The organism is Anaeromyxobacter soli (assembly GCF_022808855.1).
In the GTDB taxonomy this organism is placed as follows: domain Bacteria; phylum Myxococcota; class Myxococcia; order Myxococcales; family Anaeromyxobacteraceae; genus Anaeromyxobacter; species Anaeromyxobacter soli.
Genome location: NZ_JAKZLF010000005.1, coordinates 87,487 through 103,408, shown reverse-complemented (window position 1 = coordinate 103,408; position 15,922 = coordinate 87,487). Strand labels below are relative to the sequence as shown.

The 15,922-nt window shown below is 76.4% G+C and carries 13 protein-coding genes; 10 read left to right on the top strand and 3 right to left on the bottom strand.

The features are described 5' to 3' along the window. Positions 1–7 precede the first annotated feature (7 nt). The 6 genes from MLV88_RS05760 to MLV88_RS05735 are packed head-to-tail and all read left to right on the top strand — an operon-like array spanning position 8 to position 7,685. Complete coding sequence (locus MLV88_RS05760) at positions 8–640, top strand: TRAP transporter small permease subunit (protein ID WP_242340669.1); 633 nt, start codon at positions 8–10, stop codon at positions 638–640. After that, complete coding sequence (locus MLV88_RS05755; RefSeq protein WP_242370733.1) at positions 637–2,595, top strand: TRAP transporter large permease; 1,959 nt, start codon at positions 637–639, stop codon at positions 2,593–2,595. The genes MLV88_RS05760 and MLV88_RS05755 overlap by 4 nt, the downstream gene beginning before the upstream one ends. After that, positions 2,592–4,088 carry an FAD-linked oxidase C-terminal domain-containing protein gene (locus MLV88_RS05750; RefSeq protein ID WP_242370732.1) on the top strand — a complete coding sequence of 499 codons (1,497 nt, stop codon included), beginning with the start codon at positions 2,592–2,594 and terminating at the stop codon, positions 4,086–4,088. The genes MLV88_RS05755 and MLV88_RS05750 overlap by 4 nt, the downstream gene beginning before the upstream one ends. Next, a complete protein-coding gene (locus tag MLV88_RS05745; protein ID WP_242370731.1) occupies positions 4,085–5,299 on the top strand; it encodes an FAD-binding oxidoreductase in 1,215 nt (404 codons plus the stop codon). The genes MLV88_RS05750 and MLV88_RS05745 overlap by 4 nt, the downstream gene beginning before the upstream one ends. Next, complete coding sequence (locus MLV88_RS05740) at positions 5,299–6,714, top strand: (Fe-S)-binding protein (protein ID WP_242361851.1); 1,416 nt, start codon at positions 5,299–5,301, stop codon at positions 6,712–6,714. Before MLV88_RS05745 ends, MLV88_RS05740 begins: the two co-directional genes overlap by 1 nt. Positions 6,715–6,743: 29 nt before the next feature. Further along, on the top strand, positions 6,744–7,685 hold the full coding sequence (locus tag MLV88_RS05735) for a DUF6328 family protein (RefSeq protein ID WP_242340674.1): 942 nt from the start codon (positions 6,744–6,746) through the stop codon (positions 7,683–7,685). A 6-nt stretch (positions 7,686–7,691) separates the two neighbouring features. Here MLV88_RS05735 and MLV88_RS05730 read toward each other — a convergent pair whose 3' ends face one another. Next, on the bottom strand, positions 7,692–9,230 hold the full coding sequence (locus MLV88_RS05730) for a serine/threonine-protein kinase (protein ID WP_243337024.1): 1,539 nt from the start codon (positions 9,228–9,230) through the stop codon (positions 7,692–7,694). Positions 9,231–9,449: 219 nt separating this feature from the next. On the opposite strand from MLV88_RS05730, the gene MLV88_RS05725 reads away from it, so the two are divergent. Further along, entirely contained in the window at positions 9,450–9,929 is a 480-nt protein-coding gene (locus MLV88_RS05725) for a pyridoxamine 5'-phosphate oxidase family protein (RefSeq protein ID WP_242356963.1), read from the top strand. Beyond that, positions 9,926–11,290, top strand: a complete 1,365-nt coding sequence (locus MLV88_RS05720) for a GAF domain-containing protein (protein WP_242356961.1) — start codon at positions 9,926–9,928, stop codon at positions 11,288–11,290. Before MLV88_RS05725 ends, MLV88_RS05720 begins: the two co-directional genes overlap by 4 nt. 36 nt (positions 11,291–11,326) lie before the next feature. Here the strand turns inward: MLV88_RS05720 and MLV88_RS05715 are convergent, their stop codons facing one another. Continuing rightward, entirely contained in the window at positions 11,327–11,902 is a 576-nt protein-coding gene (locus MLV88_RS05715; protein ID WP_242340844.1) for a c-type cytochrome, read from the bottom strand. Then, on the bottom strand, positions 11,899–13,065 hold the full coding sequence (locus tag MLV88_RS05710; RefSeq protein ID WP_242356959.1) for a hypothetical protein: 1,167 nt from the start codon (positions 13,063–13,065) through the stop codon (positions 11,899–11,901). Before MLV88_RS05710 ends, MLV88_RS05715 begins: the two co-directional genes overlap by 4 nt. Positions 13,066–13,202: 137 nt before the next feature. Here MLV88_RS05710 and MLV88_RS24495 point away from each other — a divergent pair, with 137 nt between their 5' ends. Both MLV88_RS24495 and MLV88_RS24490 read left to right on the top strand, forming a co-directional pair. Continuing rightward, a complete protein-coding gene (locus tag MLV88_RS24495; RefSeq protein WP_242340846.1) occupies positions 13,203–14,960 on the top strand; it encodes a DEAD/DEAH box helicase in 1,758 nt (585 codons plus the stop codon). A 48-nt stretch (positions 14,961–15,008) separates the two neighbouring features. After that, the gene (locus MLV88_RS24490; RefSeq protein ID WP_242340847.1) at positions 15,009–15,845 is read left to right on the top strand and encodes a PfkB family carbohydrate kinase; all 837 of its coding nucleotides are present in this window, start codon (positions 15,009–15,011) and stop codon (positions 15,843–15,845) included. The last annotated feature ends 77 nt before the right edge of the window (positions 15,846–15,922 follow it).

Sequence of the window (15,922 nt, the reverse complement as noted above, 5' to 3'; positions counted from 1 at the left end):
CGCCCTCATGCAGCGGCTCCTCCTCACGGTCGACAAGCTCTCCACCCGGGTCGGCCAGCTCTTCGCCTGGCTCATCGTCGCGCTCACGGGGCTCATCACCTGGGAGGTGCTCTCGCGGAAGCTCCTCGACGCTCCGCACGCCTGGGCGTTCGACGCGCAGATCATGGGGTACGGCGTCCTCTTCATGATGGCGGGCGCGTACACCCTGGCGAAGCGGGGCCACGTGCGGGGCGACGTGCTCTACGGCTTCTTCCCCGTGCGCCTGCAGGCGACCATCGACCTCGTCCTCTACCTCGCGTTCTTCCTGCCGGGCGCGGTCGCGATGGTGTGGGCGGGCTGGGACTACGCGCGGGAGTCCTGGCTCATCCGCGAGCACTCGACCATCACGGTCGACGGCCCGCCCCTCTATCCGTTCAAGGCCTTCATCCCGGTCGCGGGGGCGCTCCTCCTGCTTCAGGGCCTCGTCGAGATCGCCCGCTGCGTCGTCGCGCTCCGGGACGGGGCGTGGCCGCAGCGCCAGGAGGACGTAGAGGAGGTGGACGTCGAGAAGCTGAAGGAGATGGTCCACGTGAAGGACGAGGACCTCGCCGCGCTCGACGAGGTGGTGGCCCGCAAGGAGCACGAGGAGGTGCGCCCGTGAGGAAGGAGCTCGTCTTCGGCCTCACGCTCATGGGGCTCCTCGTCCTCGCGACGGTCGTGGTGATGCCGCCGCCGTCGCAGTGGACGCAGGGCCACCTCGGGCTGCTCATGCTCTCGCTCGTGGTGGTCGCCATCATGCTGGGCTTCCCCACCGCCTTCACGCTCATGGGGATGGGCGTCCTCTTCGCGTGGCTCGCCTACCGCTGGACGAACCCCGACCTCGCGGTCCAGCAGACGCTCGACCTCATGGTCCAGCGCACCTACGCGACGATGACGAACGACGTCCTCATCGCGGTGCCGCTCTTCGTCTTCATGGGCTACATGGTCGAGCGGGCGAACCTCATCGAGAAGCTCTTCAAGAGCCTGCACCTCGCGATGTCGTTCATCCCCGGCTCGCTCGCCGTCGCGACGCTCGCCACCTGCGCGCTCTTCGCCACCGCCACCGGGATCGTCGGCGCGGTGGTCACGCTCATGGGCCTGCTCGCGTTCCCCGCGATGCTCCGCTCCGGCTACGACATCAAGCTCTCCGCGGGGGCGATCACGGCCGGCGGCTGCCTCGGCATCCTCATCCCGCCGTCGGTGATGCTCATCCTCTATGGAGCCACGGCGGGGGTGTCGGTGGTGCAGCTCTACGCCGGCGCGTTCTTCCCCGGCCTCATGCTCGCCGGGCTCTACATCGCGTACGTCGTCGTGATGGCGAAGCTCAAGCCTTCCCTCGCGCCCATGCCGCCCGAGTCCGAGCGGAGCGTGCCGCTCACGGCGAGCGCGCGCGCGATCGCGGGGGGCGAGCACCGGCGCGCGCTGCCCGGCCTCGTCGCCGCGCTCCTGCGCCCCGCGCCCGGCGGCCCGAGGCGGCGCTGGGTCGCCGGCCAGCTCGCCGTCTCCGCGCTGCCCGCGCTGCTCGCCGCGCTCGGGTTCCTCGTCGTCCACCAGGCCACGCGGGAGATCGTCATCGACACCGGCGGGCTGCGCGAGATCGCCGAGACCGGCGGCGGCGCCGACGCGTTCGTGTACGAGGGCGTGGCGGAGCCGCCGGGCGAGGCCGAGGCGGCCGCGGCGCCGGGCGTGGTGGAGCCGCCGCTGGCGGAGCCCGTCCCCGGGACGCTCGCCGAGCCTCCGGGCGCGGAGGCGCCGGGGTCGGCGCTCGAGGCGGCCGCGGAGCGCGCGGAGGGCGCCCGCGTGGCGGAGGGCCCAGGGCGCAAGCCGGTGCCCCTCGCGTTCTGGATCGCGCTCGCGGCGGCCCTCGTGGTGCTCGTGCTGCACTACGCCATCTTCACGTTCGAGCGGCTCGAGATCCTGAAGATGCTGCTCACCTCGTTCTTCCCGCTCACGGCGCTCATCCTCGCCGTGCTCGGGTCGATCATCTTCGGGTGGGCGACGCCGACCGAGGCGGCGGCCCTCGGCGCCGCCGGCGCCATGCTCCTCACCGCCGCCTATCGCCAGTTCCGCTGGAGCGTGATCAAGGAGTCGGTGTTCCTGACCGCGAAGACGACCGCCATGGTCTGCTGGCTGTTCGTCGGCTCGTCGATCTTCTCGGCGGCCTTCGCGCTCCTCGGCGGGCAGCAGATCATCGAGCACTGGGTGCTCGGGCTGAACCTCTCGCCCGTGCAGTTCATGCTGCTCGCCCAGGTCATCATCTTCCTCCTGGGTTGGCCCCTGGAATGGACGGAGATCATCGTCATCTTCATGCCGATCTTCATCCCGCTCCTCGGCCACTTCGAGATCGACCCGCTGTTCTTCGGCCTGCTCGTGGCGCTGAACCTCCAGACCGCGTTCCTGTCGCCGCCCGTCGCGATGGCCGCCTTCTACCTGAAGGGGGTCGCGCCCAAGCACGTGACCCTGAACCAGATCTTCGCGGGCATGATGCCGTTCATGGCGATCCAGGTCCTCGCGGTCCTGCTGCTCTACCTCTTCCCCGCGATCGGCCTCTGGCTCCCGGAGGTGCTCTACCGGTGACCGCTCGGAGCGCAGCAGGGGAGGCGGCCCAGCGGGGAGGCGCCGGCGCGCGGGCCGTCGCCCGGAAGCTCGCGGCGATCGTCGGGCCCCGGAACGTGGTCGTCGATCCCGCGGAGCTGCTCGTCTACGAGTGCGACGGCCTGACCCACGGCCGCGTCCGCCCGGACCTCGTCGTCCTCCCCGGCTCGACCGAGGAGGTCGCAGCCGTCGTCCGCGTGGCGCGCGACGCGAGCGTGCCGCTCGTGCCGCGGGGCGCGGGGACCGGCCTCTCCGGCGGCGCGCGCCCGGTGCCGGGCTGCGCGGTCCTCTCGCTCTCGCGCATGCGGCGGATCCTGGAGCTGGACCTCGAGAACGGCTGGGCGCGGGTCGAGCCCGGCGTCATCAACCTCGACGTCACGCGCGCGGTGGCCGGCGCCGGCTTCTACTACGCGCCCGATCCCTCGTCGCAGAGCGTCTGCTCGATCGGCGGCAACGTCGCCGAGAACTCCGGCGGCGCGCACTGCCTCAAGTACGGCTTCACGACGAACCACGTGCTCGCCGCCCGCGTCGTCCTCTCCGACGGCGCCGTCGTCGACCTGGGCGGTCCGGCGCCCGACGCGCCCGGCTACGACCTGCTCGCCGCGCTGGTCGGGAGCGAGGGGATGCTCGGCGTGGTCACGGAGGTCACCGTCCGGCTCCTGCGCAAGCCCGAGACCACGCGGACCTTCTTCGCGACCTTCCCCTCCACCGACGAGGCGGGCGCCGCGGTCTCCGGCATCATCGCGGCGGGCATCCTGCCCGCGGCGATCGAGATGATGGACCGGCTCGCGATCGTGGCGGCCAAGGCCGCGACGGGCCTCGACTGGCCGGACGTGGGCGCGGCGCTGCTCATGGACGCGGACGGCCCCCGCGCCGAGGTCGAGCACGTCTCGGCGCGCGCCATCGAGATCGCGCGCGCGGCGGGCGCGCTCGAGATCCGCGTGCCGCGCGACGAGGCGGAGCGGCAGCTCATGTGGAAGGGGCGAAAGTCGGCGTTCGCGGCCGTGGGCCGGATCAGCCCGAGCTACCTCGTCGAGGACGGAGTCATCCCGCGCTCGGAGATCGCGCGGGTGCTGCGCGACATCGGGCGCCTCGCCGAGGAGGCGGGGCTGCGGGTGGCGAACGTCTTCCACGCCGGGGACGGGAACCTCCACCCGCTCGTGCTCTACGACGCGCGCGTGCCGGGCGAGGAGGAGCGCGCGGCCCGGCTCGGCGGCGAGATCCTGCGCCTGTGCATCCGCTACGGCGGGTCGATCACCGGCGAGCACGGCGTCGGCGCGGAGAAGGCCGCGTACATGGCGGAGCAGTTCGGGCCGGACGATCTCGACACGATGCAGCGCGTCCGCTGCGCCTTCGACGGCGCCGCGCTCATGAACCCGGGCAAGGTCTTCCCGACGCCGCGCCTCTGCGGCGAGAAGCCCGGCCCCTACCGCCCTCACCCCGCCGAGGTGGCCGGGCTCGCGGAGCGCTGGTGAGCGCGGTGCGCGCGGCGGCGGACGGAGACGCCGTCCTGGGCCTCACCCCGCGGGTGGCGCTCGAGCCCGGCTCCCTCGACGAGGCGGCCGACGCGATGCGTGCGCTCGCCCGCGACCGCGCCGCGGTGACGTTCATCGGGGGCGGCACGGACCTCGAGCTCGGGGCGCCGCCCGCGCGGCTCGACGCCGTGCTCCACACACGCCGGCTCGACCGCGTGAAGGAGCACGCCCCCGCCGACCAGATCGTCGCCGTCGAGGCGGGGCTGACGATCGCCGCGCTCCAGCGCCACCTCGCGCCGCACGGGCAGCGCCTCGCGCTCGATCCCCCGCACCCGGAGCGTGCGACGGTGGGGGGCGTCGTGGCGGCGAACGCCTTCGGCCCCCGCCGGACGCGCTTCGGCACGGTGCGCGATCTCGTGGTCGGCGTGACCCTCGTCCGGGCGGACGGCGTCGTCGCGCGCGGCGGCGGCAAGGTCGTGAAGAACGTGGCGGGGTTCGATCTCCCGCGGCTCCTCTGCGGCTCGCTCGGCTCGCTCGCCCTCGTCGCGGAGGTGGTCTTCCGGCTCCACCCGCTGCCCGAGGCGTCGGCCACGGTGGCCGTCCCGGGCCTCACGCCCGCGGAGGTCCGCGCCCTCGCGCGCGCCGCGCTCGACGCGCGCCTCGATCCGGTGGCGATGGCGGCGCTCCAGGAGGGCGACCGGTTCCGGCTCGCCATCCGCTTCGAGGGGTTCGGTCCGGGCGTGCGCGAGCAGGCCGAGCGGCTCCTCGCGCTCGACCCCCGGTGCGAGGCGCTCGCGGGCGCCGACGAGGCGGCGCTCTGGGCGCGGCACGACGCGCTCCGCCTCGCCGGGGACGTGCGGGCGAAGGCCGCCTTCCCGCCCGCGTCGCTCGAGGGCGCGGTGCGGACGCTCGAGCCCCTCGCGGCGACGCTCACCGCGGGGGCCCTCGTGCTCCACCCCGCGCTCGGGATCGCGTTCGTCGCGGGAGCGCTCTCGCGCGCCGAGGCGACCGGGAGCGCGGTGGCCGCGGCCCGCGTGGCGCTCCGGCCCGGGAACGGCTCGCTCGTGCTCGCCGCGGCGCCGGCCGCGCTGCGCGCCGTCGCGGACCCGTGGGGCGATCCGCCGCCCGCGGTCGAGGTGATGCGCAGGCTGAAGCGTGAGCTCGATCCGGACGGGCGGCTCGCGCCCGGGCGGCTCGCGGGGGGGATCTGATGCCGACGGCCGACGACGCCCGCATCGCCACCCAGCGGACGGCCGCCCGCGACGCGCGCGGCGTGCCCGCCGAGGACCGCGGCACGAGCCGCAGCGGCGGCGCGCCGGAGCGGGCGCGGAACCCGGCGGACGACTGCGTCCACTGCGGCTTCTGCCTGCCGGTCTGCCCCACGTGGCAGAGCTGGCAGGAGGAGATGGACTCGCCGCGCGGGCGCATCGACCTCTTCCAGGCGCTCGAGGATGGCCGCGTCGCGATGTCGCCCGTCGTCGCCGAGCACTTCGACCGCTGCCTGGGCTGCATGGCCTGCATGACCGCGTGCCCCTCGGGCGTGCGCTACGACCACGTCATCGAGGCGGCGCGCTTCCGGGTGGAGCGCGAGCTCAGGCGCGCGCCGGCGGACCGCCTGCACCGCGCCGGCGTGTTCGCGCTGTTCCCGCGGCCCGGGCGGCTGCGCGGCGCGGCGCTCCTCCTGTGGGCGTGGCGCGCGAGCGGGTTGCAGCGGCTCGCGCGCCGGCTCGGGCTCCTGCGCTTCTCGCGGCGGCTCGCCGCGCTCGACGCCCTCGCGCCCGTCGTGCCGCTGCGCGACCTCCTCGCCCGCCTGCCCGAGCGGACGCCCGCCCGCGGCGCGCGGCGGCTGCGCGCCGGCCTCGTCACCGGCTGCGTCCAGCGGGTCTTCTTCCCGGGCGTGAACGCGGCCACCGTCCGCGTGCTCGCCGCGGAGGGCGTGGACGTCGTGGCGCCGCGCCGGCAGGGCTGCTGCGGCGCGCTCTCGCTGCACGTCGGGCGCGAGGCCGAGGCGCGGCGGCTCACTCGCCGGCTCATCGAGCGGTTCGAGCGCGAGGCGATCGACGTCGTCGTCGTGAACGCGGCCGGCTGCGGCTCGCACCTCAAGGACGTGGGCGCGCTGTTCGAGGGCGATCCCTTCGAGCCCCGGGCGCGCGCGTTCGCGGCGCGCGTGAAGGACGTGACCGAGCTCCTCGCCGCGCTCCCGCCGCGGGCCCGCCGCGCCGCCCTCCGCGCGCGCGTCGCCTACCACTCGCCCTGCCACCTCGGGCACGCGCAGCGCGTGAACGAGCCGCCCCGGGCGCTGCTCCGCACCATCCCCGAGCTCGAGCTCGTCGAGGTCCCCGACGGCGAGCAGTGCTGCGGCTCCGCGGGCGTCTACAACCTCGTGGAGCCGGAGGCCGCCGTCGAGATCGGCCGGCGCAAGGCGGAGGCGGTGCTCTCCACGCGCGCGACGCTGCTCGCGAGCGCGAACCCCGGCTGCTCGCTCCACATCCGCCGCATGCTGGCGGAGCGTGGCGCGGAGCTCCCAGCCGCCCACCCCATCGAGCTCCTCGACCGCGCCATCCGGGCCGCCGAGGAGGCCGACTCCGGACGGCCGGGCGCCTCGCCGCCTCCCCGCACCTTGTAGCGCCGGGCGGCGCGCCGCAGCGTTCGGAGGTGGCGGAGCTCTCGAGCAAGGTCCAGAACGCGCTCGACGAGGCGCGGATCCTGGTCCTCGGGCTCCAGGTGCTCATCGGGTTCGACCTCCGGGCGTTCTTCGAGCCGGGCTTCGAGGAGCTGCCCGGGTGGGCGAGGGCCTCGAAGCTCGCGACGCTCGTCACGCTGCTCCTCGCGCTCGCGCTCGTGGTGCTGCCCTCGCCGTGGCACCGCCTCGTGGAGGCCGGCGAGGACACCGAGGGGATCCACCGCCTGACGATGCGGGCGGTGTCGCTCGCGCTCCTGCCGTTCGCGCTGGGGCTCTCCGGGGACGTGGCGATCGGGCTCCAGCCGGTCGCCGGCGCGCTCGGCGCGGTGCTCGCGGGCGCCGCGGTGGCGCTCGTCGCCGTGGGGACCTGGTACGCCGCGACGGGCGTCGCGCGCAGGAGACGCCCGCCACGGGAGGAGGGCACGGAGGTGAGCGACTCGAGCGTCGAGAAGAAGATCCGGCACGTGCTCACCGAGGCGCGCATGGTGCTCCCCGGCGCGCAGGCGCTGCTCGGGTTCCAGCTCGCGGTGATGATGACGCGGGCGTTCCGGGAGCTGCCGCGCGAGGCGCAATGGGCGCACGTCGGCGCGGTGGGGTTCGGGGTCCTCACCATCGTCCTGCTCGTCGCGCCCGCCGCCTGGCACCGCATCGTCGAGCGCGGGGAGGAGACGGAGGCGTTCCATCGCGTGGCGACGCGCTTCGTCGTCGCGGCGATCCTGCCGCTCGCGGTCGCCCTCGCCGTCGACCTCGGCGTCGTGACCGTCCGGCTCGTACCCGGCTCGCAGGGCCTTCCCGTCGCGGTCGCCGGGGCGACGTTCGCGCTCCTCGCCGGGACCTGGTTCGCGCTGCCGCTCGCGGCGCGCGCGCTGCGCCGGGGCCGGCCGCGTGCGGCCCCGCAGGTCTCGGACCGGTGAAGGAAGTCAGCGCCGCGTCGCCTCGAGCTCCCGGATGGCGCGGCGCGCGAGGTCTCCCGCGCCGCAGCGCGGGCCGACCTCGCGCATGACCCGCGCGAGCGCGCCGTCGGGCTCGGGGAGGGCCGGCTCCGCGGCGGCGATCGCGCGCAGCGGCTCGAGCCCGGCGAGCGCGCCGGAGTCGCCGAGGGCGCGCGCCGCGAGGCGCCGGCGATCGCAGCGCTCGGACTGCGCCTGGCGCTCGAGCACGGCGAGCGCGCCCGGGCTCCCCGCGGCCAGGGCGCGCGACCAGGCGATGAAGGCGTGCGGCAGCCGCTCGGGTGCGTCGCGCTCCGCGCGCGCCGCCTCGAGGAGGCCGCCGAGGTAGAGGACCTCAGGATCCGTGGGGCCGCGCCGCGCAGCGAGCGCGCCGATCCGGTCCTCCGCGTCCCCGACGCGGCCGTCGGCGATGAGCCGGTCGGGCGGCGGCCGCAGCGTCGCCCAGGTCAGCGCGAGCGCCGCGGCGAGCGCGACCGCCGCCGCCGACCGCACGAGCCCGCTGCGCGCCGGCGCGGCGAGCGCGGCGCGGAGCGGGGGCGTCAGCGCGGGCCCGGTCGCCGTGAGGACCGGCGTCGCGGAGACGGCTCGGCCCTCGAGGATCTCGAGGAGCTCGGCGGCGCTCTGGGCGCGCCGGTCGGGGTCCTTCTCCGTGGCGCGCGCGATGAAGCGCAGGAGCGCCGGGTGCGCCGCCAGCGACGGGCACTCGTCCGCGGGCGAGGGGACCGGCTCGTAGGCGTGGGCGCGCAGGAGCGTCAGCGGATCGTGGGTCGGGAAGGGGTGACGGCCCGTCGCGAGCAGCCAGGCGATGATCCCGGCGCTGTAGAGGTCCGCGCGGTGATCCACCTCCGCGCCGACCGCCTGCTCCGGCGAGAGGAACTGCGGCGTCCCGACGACGAAGCCCGCCTGGTCGCGCTCGGTGGGCGGGGAGGGCTCCGCGAGCTTGGCGATCCCGAAGTCGAGGATCTTGAGCCGCTCCTCGCCGTCCGGCAGCGGGACGAGCCACAGGTTGTCGGGCTTCAGGTCGCGGTGGACGATGCCGGCGCGGTGCGCCGCGTCGAGGCCGGCGAGGAGCTGGCGGAGCAGCTCCGTCACGCGGGCGGGCGGCAGCCGCTCGTCCCGGCGCAGCCGCTCACGCAGCGACGCGCCGGCGAGGAGCTCCATCACGAGGTACAGCGCGCCGCCGGGCGCGTCGCCGAAGTCGAGCACGTCCACGACGTGCGGCGAGGACAGGCGCACGGCGATCTGGGCCTCGCGCCGGAAGCGCTCGACGTCGCGCGGGCTGTGCGCGACCTCCGCCCGGAGGATCTTCACCGCGACGGCGCGCCCGATACGGACGTTCTCCGCGCGCCAGACGCTCGAGGTCCCGCCCTCGTCGAGCAGCGTCTGCAGGAGGTAGCGCCCGTCGAGCAGCAGGCCCGGGCGGATCGCGTCCTCCAGCGTTCCTTCGGGACGCGCAGGGGCCGGGGCGCGCGCCCTGGCGGCGAGCTCGAGCGTTTCCTGTGGGGTCACCCGCGCCTCCGCCGGCGGTCGTCGCACCGGGGCGATGAGACACGGTAGCGGCTCTCTTCGGCCGGGAGAAGCCGCAGGAAGACGGGACGCGGAGAGGCGCGTCCCGTCCCGCGTTCGGAGTGCAAGGGCCACAGGACCCCGCCCGGGACCCGTCTCCGGGGCCGGGTGCGCGCGGTGCGCGCGAACGTGGGCCTTTAGGATCCGAGGTCGGAGGTCTGGGTGATCCCCGCGCAGCTCGCCGGCTTTCTCGAATCCGGGGTCTCGGTGCTCGTCGCCACGCGCGACGCGCGGCTGTCGCCGGACGCCCTGCGCGCGATGGGCGTGCGCGTGGAGCGCGGCGGCGCCGAGCTCACGGTGTTCCTGCCCGCGGCGACCTCCAGGGAGGCGCTCGCGAACCTCCGCGACAACGGCAGGATCGCGGTCTGCTTCTCGCGCGCCGCGGACCATCGCTCGGTGCAGGTGAAGGGCCGCGCCGTCGAGGTCGGCGAGGCGGGCGCGGACGAGCGCGAGAGGGTGGAGCGGTACCTCGACGCGCTGGCCGACGCGTGGGGCGTCATCGGGATCCCCGCGCGCGCCACGCTCCGGCTCGCGCACTGGCCGTGCCACGCGGTGCGCGTCCGCGTGGAGGGCGTGTTCGTGCAGACGCCCGGGCCCGACGCGGGCGCCCCGCTCGTCGACGTCGCGGGGCGCGCGCCATGATCCGCCTCGAGGAGCTCGGCCCGTGCTTCCCGGGCATCGTGCCGGCCCAGATCGCGACCTGCGGCCGCGACGGCGAGCCGAACGTCACGTACCTGTCGCAGGTCCAGTACGTCGACCCCCGGCGCGTCGCGCTCTCCTGCCAGTTCTTCAACAAGACGCGGCGCAACGTCGAGGAGAACCCGCTCGCCTCCGTGCTGCTCTACCACCCGCTCACCTTCGAGGCCTACCGGCTGCGCCTGCGCTTCGAGCACGCGGAGACCGAGGGGCCGCTGTTCGACACGATGGCCCTGCGCATCCAGGTGATCGCCTCGCACACCGGCATGACCGGCGTCTTCGCGCTGCGCTCCGCCGACGTCTACGAGGTGCTCTCGGTGGAGCGGGTGGAGGGGCTCCTCCTCCCGGCCGATCCCGCCCTCGAGGAGGCCGCGCCGCCGCTGCCGGCGGGGCCGCTCACGGAGATACGCGGGCTGCAGGTCGTCTCCGACCGGATCGCGCGCGCCCCGGACCTCCCGGCGCTGCTCGCGGGGGCGCTCGAGGCGCTCGACGCGCTGTTCGGGTTCTCGCACGCGATGGTGCTCGTCCCCGCGGGCGGGGCGGAGCTCGTCGCGATCGCGAGCCACGGCTACGGCGAGGCGGCCCTCGGCGCGAGGGCCCGGATCGGGGCCGGGATCATCGGCTGCGTGGCGCAGCGGCGGCGGATGCTCCGCGTCGCGGGGGTCGGGGCGGAGCTGCGCTACGGGCGCGCGGTGCGCGAGCGCCTCGAGGCGGCCGGGGGCGGAACGCTCCCGCCGGAGGTCCCGCTCCCCGGCCTCCCCGACGCCCAGGCGCAGCTCGCGCTCCCGCTGCTCGTGAGGGACCGGCTCGTCGGCGTGCTCGCGTTCGAGAGCCGCGATCCGCTCTGCTTCGACGACTGGGACGAGGCCTTCCTCGGGATCGTGGGGAACCAGATCGCGATGGGGATGGATCGCCTGCGGCCGGCAGGAGAGGGGACGGGGCCGTTCCCTGCGCCCCGGCTCGCCCCGGCCCCCGAGCGCAGGCGCGTGTTCTGCTACTACCGCAACGACGACTGCGTCTTCGTCGACGGGGAGTACCTCATCCGCAACGTGCCCGGCCGGATCCTGTGGAAGCTGCTCGGGCAGCACCGGCGGGAGGGGCGTACCGAGTTCACGAACCGCGAGCTCCGGCTCGACCCCGCCCTCGGCCTGCCGGCCGTGAAGGACAACCTGGAGAGCCGGCTCATCCTGCTGCGCCGGCGTCTCCAGGAGAAGTGTCCGGAGGTCCGGCTCGTGCCGGTGCGGCGCGGCCGGTTCGCGCTCGAGCTCGACTGCGCGGTCTCGCTCCTCGAGAAGGAGTGCGGGTGAGGTGCCCGCGCGCGAGGCGGCCGAGCGCATCGGGCGTCACCGCGCCGGCTTGGCGGTGGCGAGCTCGGGCGGGCGCGGCTCCGGCACCCGGTTCTTGATGGCCGGGATGGAGCGCAGGTAGGCGAACATCGCGCGCAGGTCGGCGTCGGTCAGGGTGGCGGCGTTCTGCCAGGGCATCGGCGGGAGGATCGGCCGCCCCCTGCCCATGTGCCGGCCGGAGCGCATGGCGTCGACGAACTCCTTCTCCGTCCACTTGCCGAGCCCGGTCTCCGCGTCCGGCGTCAGGTTCGCCGCGAAGCTCACGCCCCACGGGCCCGACCAGGCCGTCATGGACCCGGCCCCGGTGATCATCCAGGGCCCCTGCGGCAGCGCCGGGGCGGCGGGCATCGTCAGCTGCTCGGGGTGCCCCGAGAGCATCCGCGTCATGTCCGGCTCGGGGGCGCCGCTCTTCCCGGGCTTCCACGGAGTGTGACAGTCGTTGCAGCCGCTGGCGGTGACGAGGTACTTGCCGCGGGCCACGTCGCCCCCCGCGTCCGCGCTCACGCGGGTGAGCGCGAGCGCGGCGAGCAGGGCGGCGCCGCCGAGGGCGACGGGGACGATGCGCTTCTTCATCGGGCTTCCTCCTGGCGTGGGGTGCTGCGAGAGAGGGCGGCGGGGCCGGGCCGGAGCTCGCGGATGAACCTGGAGACGAGCGCGACGGCGGCGCCGTCCACGGCGTGGGTCCCGAGCGGCGGCATCTGGAGCAGCGGGTCGCGCGAGGCCATGCGCGCGAGGAGGACGCTCCGGTCCGGATCGCCGGGGCGGATCCGCGACGGGACGTCGCCCTCGGGGGTGCCGGCCGGGCGGAAGCGGCTCGCCACGCCGACCGCGGTCGCGAGGGCCGCGTCCTGCCGAGCGCCTGGCCCGACGCGCTGCGCGAGCGAGAGCCCCAGGGTCGCGAGCGGCCCGCGGGCGTCGTGGCAGATGCCGCAGTTCGCGTGCAGGTAGCCGAGAGCGGCGCGCGCGACCGGCGTCTGCGCCGCGATCCGCGGGGGCCGGCGGAGGAGCGCCTCGGGCAGCCCGCGGAGGAGCCCGCGCGCGACGAGCGCGGGCAGGTCCACGTCCCCCGCGCCGGGCCGCTCCGCGTGCGCGGCGAGCGGGTCGCGATCCGGAGAGAGCTGCAGCGCGGAGAACCCGAGCACCGGCGTGGGGCCGCCCTCGTGGCAGGCGCGGCAGTCGTAGACGGACGGGATGTCGTGAGGGACCCCCGGGCGGCTCTCGGCCGCGCCGCGGATCCCGCGCTCGGGCGCGAGCACCGCGTCGGCGCCGTCGTCCGTCCAGACGTAGGCCGCGAAGATCCACGAGCCGTCGGCCACCCGCTCCAGGTAGCGCGTCTCGATCCGCCGGCCGAAGCTGAACTCCTTCCAGAGCCGCGTGCCGATCGGGAAGACCCACGCGTCCGGATCGGTGGCGTCGATCGCGGAGCCGGGCGGCAGGCGGATCCAGCGCCGCTTCGTCGCGCCGTCCGACCACAGCGGATACTGCGGCGTATAGGGGAGCACCGCGGGGTCGATCCGGCGCGTCGCGGCGTCCGCGTAGAGCCCGGTGTCGGCGAGCCGGGGGGGCGCCTTCGCGACGGAGGTCTCCTCCGTCCCCGCCGGGTCGAGCGCCGGGGCGGAGGCGCTCACGGCGGCGCCGAGGAGGAGGAGGGCGCCGGCGAGGACGGCGGCCGCCGCCAGCGCGGTGAGGCGCCGCCGGGAGCCGCCGCGAAGCCTCGCCCGTCCGGTCCCCCGCATCGCGCCTCCGCTCCGGCGGCCCGCCGCGCCGTGCGTGCGCAATGTGCCTGGGGGCAGGGGCGCCCGCTTCCTAAATGATCCCTCCGCGCTTCCTAAGAAATGCCTAACGGCCGCGCGTCGGGGTTAGAACGTAGCCCGTGAACACCTTCAGCTCCATCGGGGCCCACCCCGCGCTCCTCCCCGCCCTCGACCGCCGCGGCTACGCCGAGCCGACGCCGGTCCAGGCCGCCGTCCTCGACGCCGCGCACCGCGGCCGCGATCTGCTCGTCTCGTCGCGCACCGGCTCGGGCAAGACCATCGCCTTCGGCCTCGCCCTCGCAGAGACGCTCCTCGAGGACGCCGGGACGTTCGGCGAGGCGGGGGCGCCGGGCGCGCTGGTCGTCGCGCCGACGCGCGAGCTCGCGATCCAGGTGCAGCGCGAGCTCGCCTGGCTGTTCGCGGACGCGGGCGGGCGCGTGGCGTCGTGCGTCGGCGGCATGGACCCGCGGCGCGAGGCGCGCGCGCTCGCCGACGGGGTGCACGTCGTCGTCGGGACGCCCGGCCGGCTCGTCGACCACCTCGAGCGCGGCGCGCTCGATCTCTCCGCCGTGCGCGCCCTCGTCCTCGACGAGGCGGACGAGATGCTCGACATGGGCTTCCGCGAGGAGCTCGAGAAGCTGCTCGGGGCGGCGCCGCCCGACCGGCGCACCGTGCTCTTCTCGGCCACGCTGCCGCGCCCCATCGTCGAGCTCGCGAAGCGCTACACGCGCGAGCCCGCGCGCGTGGCCGCGACGCCCGCGGGCGAGGCGCACGCCGACATCGCCTACCGCGCGCACCTCGTCGCGGCGCGCGAGCGCGAGCACGCGATCGTGAACGTCCTGCGCGAGGCCGACCCGCCGAGCGCGCTCGTCTTCCGCGCGACGCGCGAGGCCGTCCAGCACACCGCGGCCGGCCTGGGCGAGCGGGGGTTCGAGGTGGTGGCCATCTCGGGCGAGCTCACCCAGGCGGAGCGCACGCGCGCCCTGAAGTCGCTCCGGGACGGCCGCGCGCGCGTCCTCGTCGCGACCGACGTCGCCGCCCGCGGCCTCGACCTGCCGGGCATCGCCCTCGTGCTGCACGCGGACCTGCCCCGCGACGCGGAGGCGCTCCAGCACCGCAGCGGGCGGACCGGCCGCGCCGGGCGCAAGGGCGTGGCCGTGCTGCTCGCGGCGCCGCCGGAGCGGTATCGGCTCGAGCGGATGCTGCGCGAGGCGGGGGTGGCCGCCGAGTGGACGGCGGTGCCGACGGCGGAGGCGATCCGCGCGGGCGACGCCGAGCGGCTCGGGGCGGACGTCGCCGCGCTCGCCGCCGACGCGCCGGAGGAGGACCTCGCCGCGGCGCGCCGGCTCGTCGAGACGCGCTCCGCCGTCGAGCTGGCGGTCGCGCTCGTGCGGCGGGACCGGGCGCGCCTGCCCGCGCCGGAGGAGCTGCCCGAGACGGCCCGCGCCGCGCGCGAGGCGCCGGCCCGCGCCGGTGAGCGTCGCGCGCCCCGCGCCGGGCCGCCCAAGGACGCGCGCTGGTTCCGGCTCTCCCTCGGCCGCTCGCGGCAGGCGGACCCGCGCTGGATCCTGCCGCTCCTCTGCCGGCGGGGCGGCGTGACCCGCGACGACATCGGCAAGATCGTCATCCAGGCCGAGGAGACGCGCTTCGAGGTCGCCGCCGCCTCCGCCGAGCGGTTCCTCAGCGCCGCGCGGCGGCCGGACCCGCGCATGCCCGACGCGCGGATCGAGCCGCTGGGCCCACCCGCGCGCGCGGGGGAGCCGAGGCACGCGGCGCGGCCCCACGGCGCGGAGGTCCCGCGCCGCTACGAGCGCGCGCGGGAAGCCGCCCCGCCCCGGCGGAGCGCGCCGGGCGCGAAGCGGCGCGGGCCGCGCTGAGGAAGGGACCGGTGCGCGGGCCGCCCCCTCCGCGCTACAACCGCCCGCGTGAGCCTCCGGATCGCCGTCATCGGGCACGTCGAGCACGTCACCATCGGCCGTGTCCCCGCCGTCCCGGCGGCGGGCGACATCGTCCACCTCGACGGACCGCGCTGGTTCCCGGGGGGCGGAGGCGGGGTCGCGTTCTGGCAGCTCGTGCGGAGCCCCGCGGAGCTGCACCTCTTCACGGCGATCGGCGACGACGCCGCGGGTGACGCCGTCGCGGCCGAGCTCGCGGCGAGCGGCGCGCACGTCCACGCGGTCCGCCGGGCCGAGCCGCACACCCGCGCGATCGCGATGGTCGATCCGGCCGGCGAGCGCACCATCCTGGTGGTGGGCGAGCCCCTGCATCCCCGCGCCGAGGACCCGCTGCCGTGGGGCGCGCTGGCGGGCTTCGACGCCGCCTACTTCACGGCGCAGGACCCCGCGGCCCTCCGGGCCGCGCGCGCCGCGCGGGTGCTCGTCGTCGCCGCCCGGCGCCGGCCCGCGCTCGCCGCCTCGGGCGTGCGCGCGGACGCGGTGGTCGGCAGCGTCCGCGATCCGCGGGAGGCGAGCCGGCGCGCGGACCACGCGGTGCCGCCCGTGGCGCTCGTGCTCACCGACGGCGCGCGCGGGGGCCGCATCGAGACGGAGGAGGGGTTCGAGCTCTTCGAGGCGCCGCCCTCGCCGCCGCGGGGCGGGGGCGCGTACGGGGCGGGGGACAGCTTCGCCGCGGCGCTGACGTTCTTCCTCGCCGCGGGCGTGCCGCTCGCGGAGGCCTGCCGGCGCGCGGGGCTCCACGGCGCGGCGGTGCTGGGTGGGCTCGATCCGCGGACGGGGCAGCTCCCGCTCGAGGATCCGCGCTGAGGGACGTCGTCGAGACGGAATCGGCCGCGCGGGCCCCCCCCCCGCGCGGGGCCCGCGGGCCCCACACCCCGCCGGCA

Coding starts and splice junctions, on each gene's coding strand:
- MLV88_RS05760 (WP_242340669.1), top strand. CDS start 8: ATGCAGCGGCTCCTCCTCACGGTCGACAAGCTCTCCACCCGGGTCGGC.
- MLV88_RS05740 (WP_242361851.1), top strand. CDS start 5,299: ATGCCGACGGCCGACGACGCCCGCATCGCCACCCAGCGGACGGCCGCC.
- MLV88_RS05720 (WP_242356961.1), top strand. CDS start 9,926: ATGATCCGCCTCGAGGAGCTCGGCCCGTGCTTCCCGGGCATCGTGCCG.
- MLV88_RS05715 (WP_242340844.1), bottom strand. CDS start 11,902: ATGAAGAAGCGCATCGTCCCCGTCGCCCTCGGCGGCGCCGCCCTGCTC.
- MLV88_RS05710 (WP_242356959.1), bottom strand. CDS start 13,065: ATGCGGGGGACCGGACGGGCGAGGCTTCGCGGCGGCTCCCGGCGGCGC.